At 47.2% G+C, this 19,837-nt stretch carries 19 protein-coding genes and 1 riboswitch; of the genes, 14 read left to right on the forward strand and 5 right to left on the reverse strand.

All coding sequences use genetic code 11. The features are described from left to right. Positions 1 to 326: 326 nt before the first annotated feature. Together BUA14_RS13590 and mutT are read left to right on the forward strand one after the other, a co-directional pair. Positions 327 to 704 (forward strand): hypothetical protein, encoded by a 378-nt coding sequence (locus BUA14_RS13590; protein WP_072773079.1) that lies wholly within the window; start codon positions 327 to 329, stop codon positions 702 to 704. A gap of 54 nt (positions 705 to 758) precedes the next feature. Then, the gene (mutT, locus tag BUA14_RS13595; protein WP_072773080.1) at positions 759 to 1,145 is read left to right on the forward strand and encodes an 8-oxo-dGTP diphosphatase MutT; all 387 of its coding nucleotides are present in this window, start codon (positions 759 to 761) and stop codon (positions 1,143 to 1,145) included. A 363-nt stretch (positions 1,146 to 1,508) separates the two neighbouring features. Here the strand turns inward: mutT and BUA14_RS13600 are convergent, their stop codons facing one another. Continuing rightward, positions 1,509 to 2,003 carry a rubrerythrin family protein gene (locus BUA14_RS13600; RefSeq protein WP_072773081.1) on the reverse strand — a complete coding sequence of 165 codons (495 nt, stop codon included), beginning with the start codon at positions 2,001 to 2,003 and terminating at the stop codon, positions 1,509 to 1,511. Between the two features lie 192 nt (positions 2,004 to 2,195). Then, positions 2,196 to 2,377, forward strand: a riboswitch (Lysine riboswitch). Between the two features lie 122 nt (positions 2,378 to 2,499). Here BUA14_RS13600 and BUA14_RS13605 point away from each other — a divergent pair. From BUA14_RS13605 to BUA14_RS13615, 3 genes are all read left to right on the forward strand, one after another. Continuing rightward, on the forward strand, positions 2,500 to 3,348 hold the full coding sequence (locus BUA14_RS13605) for a transporter substrate-binding domain-containing protein (RefSeq protein ID WP_072773082.1): 849 nt from the start codon (positions 2,500 to 2,502) through the stop codon (positions 3,346 to 3,348). 136 nt (positions 3,349 to 3,484) lie between these two features. Continuing rightward, entirely contained in the window at positions 3,485 to 4,246 is a 762-nt protein-coding gene (locus BUA14_RS13610) for an amino acid ABC transporter permease (RefSeq protein ID WP_345788638.1), read from the forward strand. Positions 4,247 to 4,281: 35 nt separating this feature from the next. Beyond that, positions 4,282 to 5,025 carry an amino acid ABC transporter ATP-binding protein gene (locus BUA14_RS13615; RefSeq protein WP_072773084.1) on the forward strand — a complete coding sequence of 248 codons (744 nt, stop codon included), beginning with the start codon at positions 4,282 to 4,284 and terminating at the stop codon, positions 5,023 to 5,025. A 58-nt stretch (positions 5,026 to 5,083) separates the two neighbouring features. On the opposite strand, the gene BUA14_RS13620 is transcribed toward BUA14_RS13615, so the two are convergent. Continuing rightward, positions 5,084 to 6,919, reverse strand: a complete 1,836-nt coding sequence (locus BUA14_RS13620) for an ABC transporter ATP-binding protein (RefSeq protein WP_072773085.1) — start codon at positions 6,917 to 6,919, stop codon at positions 5,084 to 5,086. A 343-nt stretch (positions 6,920 to 7,262) separates the two neighbouring features. Between BUA14_RS13620 and BUA14_RS13625 the strand changes: the two genes are divergently transcribed. The 8 genes from BUA14_RS13625 to BUA14_RS13660 all read left to right on the forward strand — a co-directional run bounded on the left by BUA14_RS13625 (position 7,263) and on the right by BUA14_RS13660 (position 14,669). Continuing rightward, complete coding sequence (locus BUA14_RS13625; RefSeq protein WP_178371691.1) at positions 7,263 to 7,829, forward strand: manganese efflux pump MntP; 567 nt, start codon at positions 7,263 to 7,265, stop codon at positions 7,827 to 7,829. 88 nt (positions 7,830 to 7,917) lie between these two features. After that, positions 7,918 to 8,595, forward strand: a complete 678-nt coding sequence (locus BUA14_RS13630; RefSeq protein WP_178371692.1) for a response regulator transcription factor — start codon at positions 7,918 to 7,920, stop codon at positions 8,593 to 8,595. Continuing rightward, a complete protein-coding gene (locus tag BUA14_RS13635; protein WP_072773087.1) occupies positions 8,588 to 9,814 on the forward strand; it encodes a sensor histidine kinase in 1,227 nt (408 codons plus the stop codon). The genes BUA14_RS13630 and BUA14_RS13635 overlap by 8 nt, the downstream gene beginning before the upstream one ends. A gap of 213 nt (positions 9,815 to 10,027) precedes the next feature. Beyond that, the gene (locus BUA14_RS13640; protein ID WP_072773088.1) at positions 10,028 to 10,591 is read left to right on the forward strand and encodes an NADPH-dependent FMN reductase; all 564 of its coding nucleotides are present in this window, start codon (positions 10,028 to 10,030) and stop codon (positions 10,589 to 10,591) included. Positions 10,592 to 10,619: 28 nt separating this feature from the next. Further along, positions 10,620 to 11,105, forward strand: coding sequence for a ferritin-like domain-containing protein (locus BUA14_RS13645; RefSeq protein ID WP_072773089.1), 486 nt, complete (start codon positions 10,620 to 10,622; stop codon positions 11,103 to 11,105). Positions 11,106 to 11,336: 231 nt separating this feature from the next. Further along, positions 11,337 to 12,065 carry a polyphosphate polymerase domain-containing protein gene (locus tag BUA14_RS13650; protein ID WP_072773090.1) on the forward strand — a complete coding sequence of 243 codons (729 nt, stop codon included), beginning with the start codon at positions 11,337 to 11,339 and terminating at the stop codon, positions 12,063 to 12,065. Next, on the forward strand, positions 12,058 to 12,756 hold the full coding sequence (locus tag BUA14_RS13655) for a DUF4956 domain-containing protein (RefSeq protein WP_072773091.1): 699 nt from the start codon (positions 12,058 to 12,060) through the stop codon (positions 12,754 to 12,756). Before BUA14_RS13650 ends, BUA14_RS13655 begins: the two co-directional genes overlap by 8 nt. Then, positions 12,756 to 14,669: a carbohydrate-binding domain-containing protein gene (locus BUA14_RS13660; RefSeq protein ID WP_072773092.1), complete on the forward strand. Its 1,914-nt coding sequence runs from the start codon at positions 12,756 to 12,758 to the stop codon at positions 14,667 to 14,669. The genes BUA14_RS13655 and BUA14_RS13660 overlap by 1 nt, the downstream gene beginning before the upstream one ends. 113 nt (positions 14,670 to 14,782) lie before the next feature. On the opposite strand, the gene BUA14_RS13665 is transcribed toward BUA14_RS13660, so the two are convergent. The 3 genes from BUA14_RS13665 to BUA14_RS13675 are packed head-to-tail and all read right to left on the reverse strand — an operon-like array spanning position 14,783 to position 17,785. Beyond that, a complete protein-coding gene (locus BUA14_RS13665) occupies positions 14,783 to 15,676 on the reverse strand; it encodes a glycine betaine ABC transporter substrate-binding protein (RefSeq protein ID WP_072773093.1) in 894 nt (297 codons plus the stop codon). A 55-nt stretch (positions 15,677 to 15,731) separates the two neighbouring features. Next, on the reverse strand, positions 15,732 to 16,571 hold the full coding sequence (locus tag BUA14_RS13670) for an ABC transporter permease (RefSeq protein ID WP_072773094.1): 840 nt from the start codon (positions 16,569 to 16,571) through the stop codon (positions 15,732 to 15,734). Next, positions 16,571 to 17,785, reverse strand: coding sequence for a quaternary amine ABC transporter ATP-binding protein (locus tag BUA14_RS13675; RefSeq protein ID WP_072773095.1), 1,215 nt, complete (start codon positions 17,783 to 17,785; stop codon positions 16,571 to 16,573). The genes BUA14_RS13670 and BUA14_RS13675 overlap by 1 nt, the downstream gene beginning before the upstream one ends. Positions 17,786 to 18,150: 365 nt before the next feature. On the opposite strand from BUA14_RS13675, the gene BUA14_RS13680 reads away from it, so the two are divergent. Continuing rightward, the gene (locus BUA14_RS13680) at positions 18,151 to 19,335 is read left to right on the forward strand and encodes a pyridoxal phosphate-dependent aminotransferase (RefSeq protein ID WP_072773096.1); all 1,185 of its coding nucleotides are present in this window, start codon (positions 18,151 to 18,153) and stop codon (positions 19,333 to 19,335) included. Positions 19,336 to 19,837 lie beyond the last annotated feature (502 nt).

The raw sequence follows: 19,837 nt of genomic DNA on the forward strand, positions 1-19,837 counted from the left end.
CTGCAAGAAAGTTGTGAGTGGATTGATATTGAATCTTTGCAAGATATCCGGTTGTTGCCAAAGGTTATAGGAAACAATGTTTTAAGCATAATAAACAATTCGGGGCCCATCTTTTTAGGATCGGAATATATCGACGTCAATCATGGATAACTAATTAAAGGAAGATAGTAGTAATGCCTTCCCGGATCCATTGTTCAATCTGGGTCACTTTCAACACTCTCAATAATTTCCTTTTGTTACTTCGGAGATAGTCTGATTACAGAAAAAACAGAGCGCATGTTCCCGTACGAGAATAATATGGATTTATATTTATGGAGGTTGAGTTTATGGATGATTTCACAAGAGAGGATAGGGAAGAAGCACTCCGAGCCATAGCTTCAATGATTAGCAGGACTGAGAAAGCAAAAGAGAAATTTGTGCAAGGTACTTCTCAGCATACGTTACAAATGAATAGGCTTAAAGCGCTTCAGATAGCTTCATCACTGATAGCTAAAGAATTAACGGAGAGTAACGCTGTGGATTGTTATAGCGGAGAAGATTTGAAAAACGCGCTTGCACCAATCACTTCTCTGATTAGCAAATCTGAGAAAGCACGGACAAAATTAGCTCAAGGCACTTGGCAGTATACGATGCTCACCAATAATCTCAAAGCACTCCATATAGCTTTGCCATTGTTAACGAAGGCATTGAGCGAGGTATTATAAGCATAATGGGAAACAGTCAAATTCCAATTTACTTAGCAATGGTGAGGTTGGTCTATGAAAGATGTCACAGCTGCAATCATCATTAAAGGTGAAGAAGTCCTGATTGCCCGCAGAGCTCCCGGTGAAAAGCATGCAGGAAGCTGGGAATTCCCCGGCGGCAAAGTGGAAGCGGGGGAGACCCCTGAAGCCTGTTTAAAACGTGAGCTTGCGGAAGAGTTCGGCATAGAGGTTAAAGTTCAGGGGTTTGTCAAGTCAAGCCTTTATGAGTACCCCCAAGGCTCAATCCGGTTATTGGCTTACCGGGTCAAGATCCTCCATGGGGAAATTGAACTGCGGGCCCATGATCGATACGAATGGGTCGGTGTGAAGCAATTGCCGAATTATGAGCTGCTGCCGGCCGATGTACCTATAGCGGACTATTTACGGGAATACCTGAGCTGAACAATAACTTGAGAGAATCCTGCAAGAGTTTGATGGATTGCGCCAATGATAGTTACGAAGTGAGAGCCTGCCTGCTTTAATGAATATGCCCGTGATGCATATCCGGAGTGTGATGAGGATCCTTATGGGAGTGGCGATGATCATGGCCAGGACATAAGGGAAATCTTTCTGGGTGATGGGCCTCCTTAATCTCCGTTCCTTGCTGATGGTTAAATAAGGATCACCTGTTCAGTATAATCTAATTATAGGCGGGGTGGCTGAGACTTTTCAATCCTTGAGGGGCGGATAAAAGCATAGATAAGCAAAAAAGCACGAGTCACCCCTGGTGGGCGGCCCGTGCTTATCGGTAAAGCCAGATCCGGTTTAGTATTTAATAAATTTATCACCGGGAACATTACAGATGGAACATTTTTCGGGGATGTATTTTTCGATGTTGCCGCAGACGGGACAGAGATAATAGAATACCTCTTCCGTTGAGTCTAAATTCTCCAAAGCCTCTTTATAGAGCTTGGCATGGACTTCTTCCGCTTTCATAGCAAAAGTAAAGGTGGTTATAGCAGCTTTATTGCCTTCTTCTTCAGCAACTTTAATAAAATCAGGGTACATGCTTTCAAACTCATAGGTTTCACCGGCAATGCCATCTTTCAGATTATCCACGGTGGAACCTACTTTACCGGCGAGCTCCAACTCTCTGTGGGCATGCAGAGTCTCAGCATCGGCAGCTGCCTGAAAGAGTTTGGCGGCGTTGAATTTACCCTCTTTTTCGGCCTTTTTGGCGTAAGCCAGGTACTTCCGATTGGCTTGTGATTCACCGGCAAAGGCATCCATAAGATGCTTTAATGTTTTTTGTTCGCTCATTGTTGATCCTCCAATTCTTAATATAATTTAGAGAGTGCTTGATTTTCTCTAGTATAAACTAGATTCTACAATTTCATTAAATTTCCTCTAAAGAAATAGTTGATGAGTACATAATACAAAATCGGTTCGGGTTGACAAGCTGTCTTATGTTATTGTAGACTGAAGATAAATTCATAGTGAACCTCACTTTTCAGGTGAGGTAGAGGTGCGGTATTTAACAGTCCTTTTTGGAGCATGAGCAGCGAGGAAAACAAGGAGAAGGAAATATCGCCGAAGCTTTTAATACGCTCAGTATTAGGGGCTGGGTCTGCAGTGAACAACTGCAGAACTGTCTCAATAGACGTCCCGGTTTATTGAGTTGTGCTATCTCGGCGGGGGAAAAGAGGGGTTTAGGAGCAATATGACTTTTGCGGCCTGAGTACCAACTCAGGTCTCATTTATTTTTCACAATTTTTAAATATTATGAAAAAGGTAAAGAGAAGAAGGAGAGGTTCCAATGAAAAGAAAATTATCAATAGTGATGGCAGGGTTGATTTCTGTCATGCTGCTGGCCACGGGCTGCGGTTCAAGCGGTCAGGGAAATGCTCAAACACCGGCCGCAGGAAATGAAGGAGGCACGTTTAAAGTCGGCTTAGAGGCAGGCTATGCTCCTTTTAACTGGACGCAAATGAGTGACTCCAACGGTGGAGTCAAAATTGATGGCGGTGCTGAATATGCCGGTGGCTATGATGTGGAAATTGCCAAAAAAATTGCCGCAGGCTTAGGCAAAGAACTGGTCATTGTTAAAACTGAATGGGATGGTCTTGTTCCTTCTCTGACTTCCGGGAAAATCGATGCGATTATCGCCGGTATGTCCCCGACTGCAGAACGGAAAGAAACCATTGATTTCTCCGATATTTATTACCAATCCGATCTGGTGATCGTGGTCAAGAGCGGCAGCAAATATGAAAACGCCACCTCTCTTAAAGACTTTAATGGGGCTAAAATTACGGCTCAGTTAAACACCTTCCACTATGGTGTTATTGACCAAATCGAAGGGGTTGCCAAACAAACCGCTATGGATAATTTCCCGGCCATGCGGGTCGCTATACAATCAGGCATGATCGACGGCTATGTTTCCGAACGTCCGGAAGGGGTCAGCGCCCAAGCAGCCAACAGCGATTTTAAAATGGTTGAACTCACCGATGGATTCCAAACCGATCCTGATGATACGGCCATTGCCGTAGGGGTAAAAAAGGGCAGCGAACTTACCGCTAAAATCAATGAGATCTTAAAAGGGATTCCTGAAGCAGAGCGTATCCAAATTATGGATAATGCAATTAAGAACCAACCAGCAGCTAACTAAGACGCTTTAAAGGACATTTTGCTCCGCAGGGAATAATGTTTTATAAAACCGGCTACATTCAATGCAGTCGGTTTTGTCCTGTTTTTTGAAAATGCCCCAGCAATTATGGAGTTAGTGATATTTTGTAAGGAGGAGAATGATGAGCTTAGATTGGATCATACGCATTTTGACCGAAAACTGGCCCATGTTTCTGCGCGGAGCAGGGTTCACCCTTTTAATTTCCATCATCGGTACCATCATTGGCTCTCTCATCGGACTTATTATCGGTGTTATACGCACTATCCCTATGCCGGAGCGGAGAATGAAACGCATCTTGCTGAAAGTAGTCAATGCTCTTTTGGCAAGCTATATCGAGTTTTTCCGGGGAACCCCCATGATCGTTCAAGCCATGGTTATTTATTATGGCTCGGCCTTAGCTTTTAATATCCATATGAATCATATCTTTGCGGGAATTTTTATTGTTTCCATCAATACAGGGGCCTATATGGCCGAGATCGTCCGCGGCGGCATTATATCTATTGATAAAGGACAGTTTGAAGCGGCTCATGCGATTGGGATGAATCATATCCAGACCATGACCAATGTGGCATTGCCCCAGGTTATCCGCAATATTCTTCCTGCCACAGGGAATGAATTTGTGATCAATATTAAAGACACCTCTGTACTCAATGTGATCTCCGTTACGGAACTGTATTTCCAAACCAAGTCCATCGCCGGGAACAACTTCCGTTACTTCGAGGCCTTCTTTGTAGCCTGTATCCTTTACTTCATTATGACCTTTACGGTAACGCGCATCCTTCGTTATATTGAAAAAAGGATGGATGGACCGGAAAGCTATACTATGAATCAAATGCAGGTGCAAACTGCTGAGGGTATGCTGCGCAGGACCAAGACCTGATGGACAAGATCCGATTGAGGAAGGAGGAGATACACTTGGCAAAAGTCATTGAGGTTCAACATTTAAGCAAATCTTTTGGCTCTAATGAAGTTTTGAAGGATATCGATTTTTCAGTGCGCAAAGGAGAAGTGGTCTGTATCATCGGCTCGTCCGGATCCGGTAAATCCACCCTTCTGCGTTGCATTAACCTTTTGGAGAAACCCAGCGGCGGCCAGATTATCTATAAAGGGGAAAACATTCTGGATGATCAGCATGATGTCTATCAATACCGTCAGAAACTGGGGATGGTTTTTCAGCAGTTCAACCTGTTCAATAACCATAATGTCTTAAACAATTGTATGGTAGGGCAAGTTAAATTATTGAAGCGTTCCAAAGCCGAGGCTGAGGAAGTGGCCATGAAATATCTGAGAGTGGTAGGGATGGAGCAATATATCAATGCCAAGCCCAAGCAATTGTCAGGAGGGCAAAAACAGCGGGTAGCCATTGCCCGCGCCCTGTCCATGGAACCGGATGTGATGCTCTTTGACGAGCCTACCTCCGCCCTGGACCCGGAGATGGTGGGAGAAGTGCTGAAGGTTATGAAAGAACTGGCCGATTCGGGGCTGACCATGTTGGTGGTCACCCATGAAATGGGCTTTGCCAAAGAGGTTTCCGATCGGGTGGTGTTCATGGATAAAGGGGTGATCGCCGAGGAAGGTCCTCCGGAGGAGATCTTTAATAACCCCACACAGGAGCGGACCCGGGAGTTCTTAAAACGGACGTTGACTCCCCAAGCTTAATATGCGACATAAAGGCACCCTCAAGACTTTACGGCAAAGCTTGAGGGTGTTTTTTGCACTAACGGTGCTCCAGATCCTCCAGGGCCATTTTAAACTGGGTCTCATAGAGCAATTTGTAGAGTCCGTCCTCTTTGAGCAGCTCCCAATGGGTCCCTTGTTGGACGATTTCCCCCTCTTGTAAGACGATAATGTCATCCACGGCCATAATCGTGGAAAGCCGGTGGGCGATAATAACACTGGTTCGGCCTTTAAGTATGGGTTCGATAGCTTCCTGGATCAGGGATTCGCTGAGGGAATCCAAAGAAGAAGTGGCTTCATCCATGATCAGTACTTTGGGGTCTTTGAGGAGAACCCGGGCGATGGCAAGACGCTGCTTTTCGCCGCCGGACAGTTTTAACCCCCGGTTGCCGACCAACGTGTCAAAACCGTCAGGCAGGGTACGGATAAAATCATAGATATTTGCTTCCTGACACACTCTAATCAAATTCTCTTCTTGGGCATGCTCATTGGCATAGTGGAGGTTCTCGCGAATGGTTCCGTTGAAGAGATAGGTGTCCTGTGAAACCATGCCGATGTTTTGGCGCAGAAAGTTCAGGTCAAGGTCCCGAACATCCTGCCCGTCCAGAAGGACTCTGCCCCCGGTCACATCATATAAACGAGGGATGAGGTTGATCAAGGTGGTTTTTCCTGTACCCGAAGGCCCCACAATAGCCACAGATTTCCCTTTTTCGATGGTCAGATTGATATTCTTCAGGACGGGTTTTCCCTCATAATGAAAGGAAACCTGCTCAAAGACGATTTTTCCGGCACACTCCTTGGGGGCGATAGCCTGGGGCGAGTTTTTAATTTCAACAGGGATATCAAAATATTCAAAGATTCTGGAGAATAAGGCCAGAGAACGGATGATATCCACCTGAATGGTTAAAAGGACATTTACAGGAAGATAGAGACGTCCCAGCAAGGCGACGACCACGGTAATATCCCCTACAGTCAGGTCTGAGCCCATCTTGATCATGAGGAAGCCGCCGGCTAAGTAGATGATCATGGGTCCCATATTGGTGAAGGTATCGAAGATGACCCGGAACCAGCGGCCCACGAGAATTTCCCGGATGCTTAAACGGGTGATCTCCCGGTTGATCTTCTCAAATTTCGCATACTCCTTGCTCTCACGGGTAAATAATTTAACCAACAGTTGACCGCTGACACTTAAGGTTTCATTAAACAGTTGATTGGAGGCATCTGTTTGCTCCTGCTTAGCCATGGTCAGGGACCAGCGGCGATTGCCCACTTGATTAGTGGGGAGAATGAACAAAGGGACGATGATCATGCTGATCAAAGCCAGAAGCCAGTTCTTTTGGACAAGGGCAGCAAAAGTTGTCACGAGGATAATGGTATTGCTGACAAGTCTGGTTAAAGTACCCACAATGACGCTTTGCACGCCGTTAATATCCGTGGTCATGCGGGTAATGATATCTCCTTGATGATTGTTCGTGAAAAAACGGTGAGACATTTGCTGTAAATGGTCATACATCTGATTTTTCATATCGTAGATGATATGTTGAGCGACCCAGGTAGTCAGGTAGTTCTCCAGGACATTAATCAGGTTGGCAATGATCAAAACGATAAAAGAAAGCAGGATCAACTGGACCAAAAGGGGGAAGTCTCTGCCGAGCAGTCCGTCGTCAATAATACGTCCGGACAATAAAGGGGGAAGGAGCCCGAGAAGAGATGAAAGAATGATCGCCGCGAATACCAGGGCGAGTCGCGGCCAGTAGGGCAGGAGATAGCTTAAAATCCGCCGCAGAAAGGCTTTGGTGACCTTGGGCTTATTCAGTTTTTCTTCTTCAGTTAGCGGAGAGCGGGTGCTTCGCACTTGGGGCCTGCCATACCGCATGAAATCCTCCTCCTTGTGTAATTACCATTATAGGGTATTATTTTGTGGCTGTCACTTTGACTTAAAAGGGAATATTATGGAGCAGAGGGGAAAAACAGATTGAATATTAACGGATTGATGGTATAATATTGACGATATGAGGTTTCCATGGGGGAGTAGTCAGCATAGTTATGGCTATGTGGCAAGTCAACATAATGACCGCTTAGGTCTGGCTTGTCTTAAAAGACAAGACTCATGGGTAGTTCTTAAAGCTACCCGTGGGTCTTGTTTTAATTCCGGTGGATTTTGTAAGTAAAATTCACGGCAATCCGGGGAACTATAAAATTAAGTTGAAGTAAGGAGTATGATAATGGGAAATCTGGAGTTACTCTTAATCGCTGTGGGGCTTTCCATGGATGCTTTCGCCGTAGCCATCAGCAAAGGTTTATCCTTGCGGCGGATGAGCTATAAGACAGCGTGGATCACAGGAGTCTTTTTCGGAGGATTTCAGGCGTTGATGCCTCTGCTCGGTTTTTTGTTGGGAATACGGTTTGAGTCCTATATTACGGCCGTCGATCATTGGATTGCCTTTATCCTGCTTTCTCTCATTGGCTTGAAGATGATCAAGGAATCCAGAGGACCCTGTGAAATCATTGAGGACCGGTTTAGCCTTAAGGAGATGGTCACTCTGTCTTTAGCCACCAGCATTGATGCTCTGGCGATTGGCATTACCTTTGCCTTTTTGCATGTGGATATTGTGCCTGCCGTTTCGATGATTGGTGTGACCACCTTTGTTTTTTCCTTCCTGGGAGTTAAGATCGGCAATGTTTTCGGAGAATGTTATAAGGCCAGAGCGGAGCTGGCCGGCGGTGTGATTCTGATTCTGATGGGGCTTAAGATTCTGTTGGAGCATCTGGGGTTCCTTGGTTAGCTCCCGTTTTTAAAGTAGTTTTAAGCTGAACAGGATAGAATAATTGAAAAAGACTCTGGCCGATCCCATGAAAAAAGGGAGGGGTATGATGAGATTATTATTAGCAGAGGATGAGCTGGAACTGGCCAATGCTTTAACAGCTATTCTCAAGCACAATAATTATTCTGTGGATGCGGTGGATAATGGGACGGATGCTCTGGACTGGGCTTTGGCCGGGAACTATGACGGCATCCTTCTGGATATCATGATGCCTCAGATGAATGGTCTGGAGGTTCTCGCCAAGCTGCGGGAAAAAGGAATTTCCACCCCGATCTTAATGCTCACAGCTAAAGGGGAGATCGAGGACCGGATTGAAGGTTTGGATCATGGGGCAGATGATTACCTGACCAAGCCATTTGCCATGGGAGAATTATTAGCGCGGATTCGGGCCATCACCCGGCGCAAGACGGAATTTGCCCCCAATCTTCTCACCGTAGGCAATTTAAAGCTGGATCGGACAAACTATGAATTATCCGGTGAGAAAGGTTCCATACGGTTGGGCAACAAAGAGTATCAGATGATGGAAATGATGATGAGCAGCCCCAACCGACTGATCTCCACGGAACAGTTTATGGAACGAATCTGGGGCTTTGATGCGGAAGCGGAAATCAATGTAGTATGGGTCTATATATCCTATCTGCGCAAGAAACTAACGACCTTAGGCTCCACTGTAACGATTAAAGCCTCCCGCGGTTTAGGGTATACCTTGGAGGACAGTCATGGTTAAAAATCTGCAAAAGCGCTTTATCGCCATTGCCATGCTTTCCCTATTGGTTGTCATGGTGGTTGTCCTCGGTTCCCTTAATCTGGTTAATGTTGGGCATATTACGCAAAATGCCGATGGTCTATTGGCAACCCTGGCCGAGAATGAGGGGCGGTTTCCCCCCTTGGGTCATGGCGAGCCGCCCCGCCGGGAACCCCGCAGCGGTCTTCGGATGACGGAGGAAACTCCCTTTGAAACCCGTTATTTCCTGATTCGGACCAATAAGGACCAATCCATTACCGAGATCGACACCAGCCATATTGCCGGTGTTTCCTCCACTGAGGCCATGGACTATGCCCAAAAGCTGTTGAAGGAGGGACGGGTTAAAGGTTATTGGGGACAGTACCGCTACTTGATTGCCGAAAAAGATTATGGCAATTTGTTGATCCTTATGGATTGCAGCAGGCAGATCAATACCAGCAAAGACTTTCTCTGGAATTCTATCGGTATTGCGCTGATTAGCTTATTGATCCTCTTTGTGCTGGTCTCCGCCTTATCGAGAAGGGCCATACGGCCGGTTATTGAAAATATGGAGAGGCAAAAGCAGTTCATCACCGATGCCGGTCATGAAATCAAGACTCCTTTGGCCATCATTGCCGCCAACAGTGAAGTTTTAGAGCTGACCAACGGCAAAAATGAGTGGACACAAAGCATTCAGCACCAGGTGAAACGGCTGGACGAACTGGTGAAGAACCTTCTCACCCTGGCTAAAATGGATGAAGGGAAAGTGGAGTTAACCTTCGAAAATTTGTCCTTCAGCGATCTTGTCGAGGAAACGGCCGGGAGCTTCACGGCTCTTGGGGAGAAAAAGGGACTGGAATTTGTGCTGGACATTCAACCGGGTCTGCTGATTAAAGGAGAAGAGAGCAGCCTGCGTTATTTAGTGACTATCCTGGTGGATAATGGGGTAAAATATGCTGCTGAACATGGACAATTAAAAGTTTCCTTGAAGAAACGGGGTAAAACCACCTGCTTAGAAGTATATAACACTTGTGATACCTTGCCTGAAGGGGATCTTAACCGTCTTTTTGATCGCTTTGCCCGCGGTGAGACATCCCGTTCCCGGGAAAGCGGCGGTTACGGAATCGGGCTCTCCGTAGCTCAGGCTATAGTGACTACTCACCACGGCAAGATTACTGTGGAGCAGCGGGAGCAGGGCATAAGTTTTATGGTAATCATTTAAACTATAGATCAGAACTAGTGGCCCATGGGTTCTGAAACAGGAAGAACAGTTTAAATACGTCACCAGTGTCGCATGTCAACCCAAGCTCTCCTGTTGCTGGGTTAACAGTAAATATATTTAGGTCAAGGAAAGCTAAAGAGTGAATTATATGTTATAATTAGCCAAATATAAAGTATTCCCTTGGCAAGAAAACTTAAAATGAGGTGATGATTTATGAGTCGAATAAAGGTCGGCGTTCTGGTGGGAAGCTTACGCAAGGATTCTTTTTGCCTGAAGCTGAGCAAGGCCCTTAAGGAAGTGGCCCCGGAATCCCTTGAGCTGGAAAACGTGGAGATCGGTGAGCTGGCTCTATACAATCAGGATCTTGACGAGCCGGGCTACCTTCCGGAAGCCTGGACTGTCTTTCGTGAAAAGATGAAAAGCTGCGATGCCGTTCTCTTTGTGAGCCCCGAGTATAACCGGTCGGTGCCTGCGGTTCTTAAGAATGCACTTGATGTAGGGTCCAGGCCGCCCAGTAAGAGTGTATGGGGAGGCAAACCCGGAGCGGTCCTGACAGCTTCGCCGGGTGCAATCGGCGGCTTTGGGGCGAACCATCACCTCCGCCAAACCCTCTCCTGCTTAAATGTGCCGACGATGCAGGCCCCGGAAGCTTATCTGGGCAATATCGCCACTGTTTTTGATGAAAACGGTAATCTTACCAGTGAGAGGACCCGCGGGTTTTTACAGAAATTTATGGAGTCTTATGTCATTTGGGTGGACAAGAATAAGCTAACATAAGCTAACTCATTGAACAGGAGGGATTGCAGTGAATGCTTTAGAATTTGCAATTAAAATGGAGCTGGATGGAGAACGCTATTACCGGGAGCAAGCAGAGATTAATCAAGGAAACAGCTTAAGAGCGATTTTCTTAATGCTGGCCGATGATGAAAAAATGCATGCTCACATCTTAGAGAAGAAGGCCAAGAACCTGAACTATACCCTGGAACCGAATGAGACCCTAGCCACGGCCAAAAACGTCTTCAATGATAAAGACAGGATTAAAAACGAGATTAAGGAAATTCCCAGTCAGATCGATGTCTATCGGGCTGCCCTGGACAATGAAAAGGAAAGCATCTTGCTCTATCAAAAATGCTCTGCTGAAGCAGCAGATGGTGAGACCAAGGCTTTGTTTGATTATTTGATTGTCCAGGAAAAGGAGCACTATGCCATTCTGGAACAATTGATCGCTTTGCTCAGCCGCTCGGAGGAGTGGGTGGAAGATGCCGAGTTTGGCCTCCGGGAAGACTATTAAGATAAGTTTATAATCAGAAGATAGGTTTATAATCAGAACCACGAGTCTGTGCTTAGGACAGATTCGTGGTTCTTTTTTTTATGAAGGTAAGTTTTTGATGAACTTCTCTGAAGTGCGGAAGCTTTAAAGTGAGTTTAAGGTTCAGCAGGTAAACTTTAACCATAGCAATGGTAAAGCTACCGTTAAGACATTGTAAAGTTAAGTTAAATAAGAAATTGGGAGGGCAAATAGATGAGCACCTATCAATCCGTTTTTAAACGCTATGAAAAGAAATATATGCTGAATGAAGAGCAGTATAGACACCTACTCAAAAGAGCGGAAGGAAAAGTCAAAGAGGATAAGTTCAAGCAAAGCATGATTAACACGATCTACTTTGATACCCCGGATTATCACTTGATTTCCGCGTCCCTGGAGAAGCCTCTCTATAAAGAAAAACTAAGACTAAGAAGTTATGGTACTCCCCATGGTCATGATCAGGTTTTTGTAGAACTTAAGAAAAAGTTCCAGGGTGTGGTCTATAAGCGACGAACGGTAATGCCTCTGGAAGAGGCGGTGGATTATCTCTACCATAGAAAATCGGTCCGCAACGCCAGTCAGATCACGAATGAAATCGACTGGTTCCTCAAGTTCTATGGGGAGATTAGTCCTGCCATGTATATCTCCTATGATCGCCTTGCTCTTTCCGGTATTGAGGATCCCGGACTAAGAATTACCTTCGATCAAGATATTCTCTGGCGTCAAGATGAGCTTGATTTAAGCCTGGGATCTTGGGGGCGCTCCTTGCTGGCTCCGGGACAGCGGCTTATGGAGATCAAGATCGCCGGTGCCATGCCTCTGTGGCTTGCGCACGTTTTGGATGAACTGGCGATCTACCCAAGCTCTTTCTCCAAATACGGCAAGGCTTATCTGAATGCGTCAGCAGGTCAACTATTAAATAAAGGGGGAAAAATCATTGCCTGACAGTATTTTTCAAAGTATATTGAATATAGAGGCCGCTGCAACGGCTTTTCCCTGGCAATCTTTTTTGCTTTGCACAGGGGTCTCCCTCTTACTGGGGATTATTATTGCTTGTTTCTATATGTATCGCAACGCTTATTCTTATAGCAAAAGCTTCGTGGCTACTTTAGCCACATTGCCGGCAATCGTTCAGCTGGTTATCATGCTGGTCAACGGAAACCTGGGAGCCGGTCTTGCCGTTATGGGAGCGTTCAGCCTGGTTCGTTTCCGTTCCATTCCCGGTTCTGCTAAGGAAATCAGCAGTATTTTCCTGGCTATGGCCATCGGTTTGGCCACGGGTATGGGATTCCTGGGAATTGCCGTTATGTTTACATTGATACTTGGCTTAACCAATCTTTTGCTGGATCGGGTGGGGTTTGGCGAACAGAAAAAGGCTGAGAAAACCTTACGGATTACGATTCCTGAAGGGTTGGATTACTCTGGAGTTTTTGATGATCTTTTTGAGCAGTATCTGAGCAAGTGGGATTTAGTCCAGGTTAAAACCACCAATATGGGAAGCCTCTTTAAATTGGATTACCGAATCCTATTGAAAGATATGAACAAAGAACGAGAACTAATTAACGAACTTCGCTGCCGCAACGGCAATCTGGAGATACTCTGCGGCAGGGTCAGTGTGCGTAAGGAGGAACTATAATGAAGAAAAAAAGGTCAAAGGGATACACAGTGCTCTCCCTTTTCCTGGTCTTGACCTTGGGGCTCACAGGCTGCAGCAAGGCCGGAAGCCAACAGGAAATGGGTGATGCCTCTGTGGTCATCTCCTCCCCGGTAACTTCGTCAGCGGAATTTGACCTTAGTTTTTCGGCTCGTGATTTGGACGTGGGTTTTGACGAGGGGACGGCCACCCAAATTACTTTAAGTGATAGCGGCATTGAGGTAACGGGTTCAGGTGCCGAGGCTGAGGGGGATACCGTGATCATTGCACAGGAGGGGACGTATGTTTTGTCCGGATCCTTGCTTGATGGGCAAATCATTGTCGATGCGCCAGACACGGATAAAATCCAGCTGGTCTTGCGGGGAGTAAGTATCCACAATGAGGATCATGCGGCTTTGTATATTAAGGAAGCAGACAAAGTGTTTATAACCCTGGCCACAGACAGCCAAAATACCCTGAGCGATGGCACGGAGTATGTGCAAAAGGATGAGGTCAATGTGGATGGGGTGATTTACAGCAAGGCTGATCTCACCATTAATGGAGGCGGCTCCCTGAGTGTCATCGGTAATTATAAACATGGGATTGTCTCCAAGGATGATCTGGTCATCACCGGCAGCAAGCTCTCCGTGACCGCTCAAGGCCAAGGATTGCATGGCAAGGATTGTGTCAAAATCAAAGATGGCATATTTGCCTTGAAGACTCAAGGAGATGCTGTTCAATCAGATAACACGGAGGATGAGACCAGAGGGTTTGTCTATATCGCCGGCGGCACCTTTGCCATTGAGACCCAAGGAGATGCCTTCCAAGCCGAAACCCTTCTCCAGACCGACGGCGGTACTTTCAAGATCCTGACCGGCGGGGGCAGTGAAAATGCCAGTACGGATTCCCAGGGCAATGAACGGGAGGGCTGGGGCATGTGGGGCGGGCCTCCGGGAAATCCTGAGAACATCACTGGTGCCTCACCTGAAACAGCAAGTGAAACCGCAACGGTCGAGGATACTCCCGGCGCCAAAGGATTTAAAGCCGGTAGAGAGATGATTCTTAATGAAGGAAGTTTTGATATCGATTCTTCCGACGATGCCCTGCACAGCAATGGCAAGCTGGTCATTACCGGGGGCACTTACGCTATCAGTTCCGGAGATGATGGGCTTCATGCCGACGCTGATTTGACCATCACCGGGGGAATTCTCCTGGTGGCTAAAAGCTATGAGGGCATTGAAGGAAATACCATAACCATCACAGGCGGTATCATTGAAGTTACTGCCCGTGACGACGGCCTGAACGTAGCCGGGGGCAACGACGGTTTAGCTTTGGGCCGGCCTGGACAGAACAACTTTACTCAGGTAAGCACAGATCACTATTTGCGGATCAGCGGCGGTGAGATTAAAGTCGATGCCGCCGGTGATGGCCTGGATTCCAACGGCAGCCTGTTCGTCGAGGGAGGAACGATTACTGTAAGCGGTCCTGTCAATAATGGCAACGCTGCCCTGGATTATGACGGAACAGCCACGATTAGCGGCGGAGTGCTGATGGCCACAGGGAGCAGCGGGATGGCTCAAGGGTTTTCTGAAGAGTCCGGTCAATATTCCTTGCTTTATAATCTTCCCGCCTCTGTGGCAGCAGGAAGTGAGGTAACCTTAACCGATGTCAATGATAAGGTCATATTGAAGTGGACGGCAAATAAGGAATTTACCTCAGTTCAGCTCAGTTCTCCGGATCTTGTCCAAGGGGGGACCTATACTTTGGCTGCCGGACCTCTTGTGGAAACGGTGACTCTATCTTCAGTATCCACCTCTAATGGCGGGGGCGGCATGGGAGGCGGCAAAGGGGGCAACTTTGGCGATACGAAAGGCCAGCCGCCTCAACCGGGTGTAAAACCGGATCGTCCCAATTGAACGAGGTTAAACTACAGTGGAAAACCATGAATATTAGCTAGTTAAAACCCCCTGGGCTATCCCGGCGCATTGCACTGCACTGGATGGGATGCCACAGGGGGTTTTTAAATTTGCTATTTGAGCCAGCTGTCCACAAGGTCCCGATTCTCAGCGATCCATTTTTGGGCCGCTTCTTCAGGTTTCATACCCTCGTTGATATAGCCCTCCAAGGTACCGATCTGTCGATCATCGAGCCTAAATTTCTTGAGCATTGCCGCGACTTCGGGATGAGCTTGGGTAAACTCTTTGTTGGCCAAAGTGTGAATCTGTTCAGACTGGCCATAGCTGCCCTTTGGATCTTCAAGGTATTTTAATTCGTATTTGGCGAATTTCCAGTGAGGGCTCCAACCGGTAACGGCAATCCATTCTTGGTTGCGATAGGCTTTATCCAAAGCAGCCAGCATAGCGGCTTCAGAACTTTGGATCAGATTAAAATCCAGGTTATAGCTGTCTATAGCAGTTTCAGTGGCTTTCATAATTCCGGCGCCGGGATCAATACCCGTAATTCTGCCGCTGAGTCTGTCTTTGTGGGCGTTCAATTCTTCGATGGAGCTGATCTCCACATACTCAGGCACGACAAGGCCGATTTTTGCTTCGTCGGTATACCATACACCATAATCATCCAGCTTGTTTTTGTATTTATCCCAGAAAATCCGATGAGTAGTAGGGAGCCAGCTGTCCATAAAGATATCTAAATTTCCTGCGGAGAGTCCCACAAAGAGGGGAGCCGCATCGAGGCTGGTCATCTTTACTTTATAATCTTGTTCCTCCAGGATAACTTTCCAGAGGTTGCTGACGGCTACGGCTTCCGCCCAGTTAACATAGCCAATATTGACAGTTTTGTCGCCGTTGGCCTTTTTATTGCCTGATGGGCCGCCGGAAGTTGCTCCACAGCCGGTCAGCCCAATGGCGAGCATAGCTGTCAGCGCCCAAAGGAGGGCTTTAGGCCAGGATTTTTGTAATTTCATTGAATCATCCTTTATATCTTTTAATAATTTTCTGTTTTTCTTTCTCTATACTTCTCTATACTTTCTTAGCTACCCGGGAGTTTCGCAAGGCTCCTTGGCTGAGACGGTCAAGGATCATGGCCAGGATAACCACTGCTAAGCCATACTCGAATCCTTTGCCGATATCCATTCCCGAAATCCCTGCCAGTACCCCGGCTCCCAGGCCCTGAGCTCCGATCATGGCGGAGATAACCACCATGGATAAGGAGAGCATCATGGTTTGATTGATGCCGGCCATGATGGTGGGCAAAGCTAAGGGCAATTGAATTTTCCAGAGCATTTGCCGGGAATTCGAGCCAAAGGCCTCTCCTACCTCCACCAGATCGGCGGGAACCTGACGAATTCCCAAAGCCGTTAAGCGGATGACGGGTGGCATAGCAAAGATAACGGTGGCAAAAATCGCCGATACCGTTCCTAAGCTAAAGAACATCAAAGCGGGAATGAGGTAGACGAAGGAAGGCATGGTTTGCATGAAATCCAGGATAGGGGAGAGGACTCTATGAAAACCATTGTGCCGTGCTCCCAGTATCCCTAAGGGAATGCCGATTACTAAGGAGACAAGGGAGGCGAGCAGGACCAGGATAAGGGTATCGAGAAAAGCCGGCCATAACTCTAAATTATAGATCAGACAGAGGCCGACAATAGTTCCTAAAGCCAGGCGCCATCCTTTGGCCCGCCATGCTAAGGCTGCGAAGAGTAGGATGAGGATAAACCAGGGCACGATGTCCAGCCCGTCCCTCATGGCATCGGTCATTGAGGTTACCGAATTGGTAAAGGTATCGAAGGCACTGCCAAAATAGAAGAGAAGGGTATCGACACCCTGATTAACCCACTCCCCCAAAGGAATTTTCGTCATTAGGTTTCACCTCCTGTTTTATCTGCTGAGTTTCCGGCTTCCGCTAAGGCGGCAAGCACGACGCCGCGAACAATGATGCCGATCAGATGCTCTTCTTCATCAACTACAGCCAGTGGGACCTTGGTGTTGGCGATGACCGGAAGAATATCCTGAACGAGGACATTGCCCTGAAGAGCAGGAACTTCAGTCAGCTGGACTTCCTGAAGGTTATGGACACCTTTCTGACGGGCTTCAATGGCCAAATCCGCATTAATAAGTCCGTGTAAACGCTTGCTCCTGTCTACGACGAAAACGCTGGACAGACCATGATCTTTCATAACCTGAAGGGCTACATTGGGACCGTCTTTAAGCTGTACCACAGGGTGAGGGCGTTTCATAATATCCTTCAAGGTGAGAATCTTAGTGAGATCCACACCACGGGCGAATTTGGCCACATAATCATCAGCAGGGCTGCCGACAATGTCTTCAGCCGTACCCACTTGGACCAGGGAGCCGTCGCGGACAAAGGCGATCTGGTCGCCGATTTTCAGAGCTTCGTTCAGGTCATGGGTGATAAAGACAATGGTCTTATTCATCTTTTGCTGAAGATTAAGCAGCTCATCCTGCATTTCTTCCCGAATCAAGGGATCCAAAGCGCTGAAAGCTTCATCCATGAGCAAAATATCCGGATCGTTGGCCAAAGCCCGGGCCAGGCCGACCCGTTGCTTCATGCCGCCGCTCAATTCATCAGGGTAAGAGCTTTCCCAACCTGCCAATCCCACCATGGCCAGACAATCCCGGGCCTTTTGCTCACGAGCGGCCCTGTCGGCGCCTTGAATCTCCAGGCCGAAGACAGTATTTTGCAGAACTGTGCGATGGGGAAGGAGGGCAAATTGCTGGAAGACCATACCTAACTTTTTCTGTCTGGTTTGCCTCAGCTCTGGGGGTTTTAATTGGGTAATATCCACGCCATCGATAAGGATAGAGCCGGCACTGGGTTCGATTAAGCGGTTGAGACAGCGGAGAATGGTGGATTTACCGCTGCCGGAAAGGCCCATGATCACGAATATTTCTCCTTCGTTAACGGTAAAGCTGACATTATTTACACCGACGGTCAGGCCGGTCTCGCTTAGAATCTGCTCCTTGCTCAAGCCTTTGGCCAAAAGCTCCAAGGCTTTTTGTGGCTGGGGGCTAAAAACTTTGATGAGGTTATTGACTTCAATTTTTACTCCCATAATCAACCTCCTCTTCATAGGGATTGTATTTTTGGTGACAACCTTATAAATATAATAGAGTTGTCACTTTGACTATTCTATAGGCTTTTCTGCCGGAAGTCAAAATGGTTCAGTCCCCATAATCTTTGCTAAGCCGGTCTTGGCTGGCGTGAGCTTAAGGATCCTTACGGATTGAGGGAACTGCTGCACAATCCTGATGCATTTGTTAGCCTATACAAGTTTTCTTTTTTATATTCTTTTCAACACTGGATTTAAACATATGAAGAAACCGATATGTAAAAGCTTTCAGGGTGATCATTGCAGAGAGTTTGCAGTTGGTGCTATGATAAAACATAATAAGCTAAGATGAAAGAAGAGGGGATGGCATGATTTCCAGGACCATGCAACAGCAGGTTAACAGTTCCTCGATTATTCGGGCGATGTTTGAAGAAGGAAAACGCTTGGCCGCTCTGTACGGAGCTGACAATGTCTATGATTTTAGTTTGGGCAATCCTAATGTGGAGCCGCCTGCTGAAGTAAAGCAGGCTATTATGGACATTTTAAATGAAGAGAATTCCACAACCGTTCACGGCTATATGAATAATTCCGGTTTTGAAGATGTGCGGGGGGCCATCGCTGCTTCTCTTAACCAACGATTCGCCACAGGGTTTGCGGCTGATGATATTCTCATGACGGTAGGCGCCGCCGGAGGCTTAAATGTGATATTTAAAACCCTGCTCAACCCGGAGGACGAGGTGCTTACCTTTGCTCCTTTTTTTGGCGAGTACCGCAACTATGTTCAAAACTATCAAGGGCAGCTGATCGTGGTTTCACCCAATACCAAGGATTTTCAACCTAATTTAGAGGAGTTTAAAGAGAAGATTACCCCAAGGACCAAAGCTGTTCTGATCAATTCTCCCAACAACCCCACAGGTGTGGTTTATTCAGCGGAGACCATAGCTTCGCTGGCGGATATTCTCAGGGCCAAGCAGGAGGAGTATGGCACAGCGATCTATCTGATCGGAGATGAGCCCTATCGGGAGCTGGCCTATGACCAGGTGGAAGTGCCCTATCTGACCAAGTATTATGAAAATACCATCGTCGGCTATTCCTACAGCAAATCCCTCTCCTTGCCGGGAGAGCGAATCGGTTATCTGGTGATTCCCCGGGAGGCCGCAGATTATGAGAACTTAATCGCCGCCGCGAATATAGCCAATCGCATTCTCGGCTTTGTCAATGCGCCCTCCCTTTTCCAGAGAGTAATCGCTAAATGCCTTGAGGCCCAGGTTGATCTTGAGGGCTACAACCGGAACCGGGAGCTCCTCTATAATGCCCTTGTATCTTACGGTTATCAGTGCATTAAACCCGAGGGGGCTTTTTACTTATTCATTAAGACACCGCTGGAGAGTGATCTTGAGTTTTGCACCCTGGCCAAGAGTAAAAATATCCTCATCGTTCCGGGCACTTCCTTTGCCTGCCCGGGATATGCGCGGATTGCTTATTGTGTGGCTTATGAGACCATCGAGAAGGCTCTGCCGGGATTCGAAGCGTTAATCAATGAAGTGAGTTAGGACTACTATAAAAGCCTTGGGTCGTGTAGCTTTACGCCCAACGAACCTTCGGGCGTGAGCTCCTGAAACCCTCCACCGGAGGCTTTCTCCATCGGAGCTCACGTACTCTATAGCTCCAGAGCTGGCTTACTCGCTTTCTTAACAGCATCTGCAGCGGATAAGTAATCTTTGGGGCGCGCCGCTTTGAGCGAAACTGTCCACTGGACACTTTCGACGCCAAACCTTGGGGTAATACCTGATGTGAACCGTGGCTGCGCTACGTTAAGAAAGCCACGTTCACCTGACCGCTCCTCCGCTAAAGCCGTTCCCTATTGTGCGTAAAGCTACGCTTGAGGGGTGGCTTTTTCAGGTTCGTTTCAGGGAAGCCGGCTATGCTGCAAGCGGTGCTGGTAAGGACGGAAAAAGCAGCCCAAGGATTTTGCTTTACAAAAGGGAGCGAATTTAAGCGAGCGGAAACAAAACTTCGCGAAAAGCACGCAGCGGAGTCGGGTTGGAAACAGGA

It is taken from the genome of Desulfitobacterium chlororespirans DSM 11544 (genome assembly GCF_900143285.1).
Lineage (GTDB): Bacteria > Bacillota > Desulfitobacteriia > Desulfitobacteriales > Desulfitobacteriaceae > Desulfitobacterium > Desulfitobacterium chlororespirans.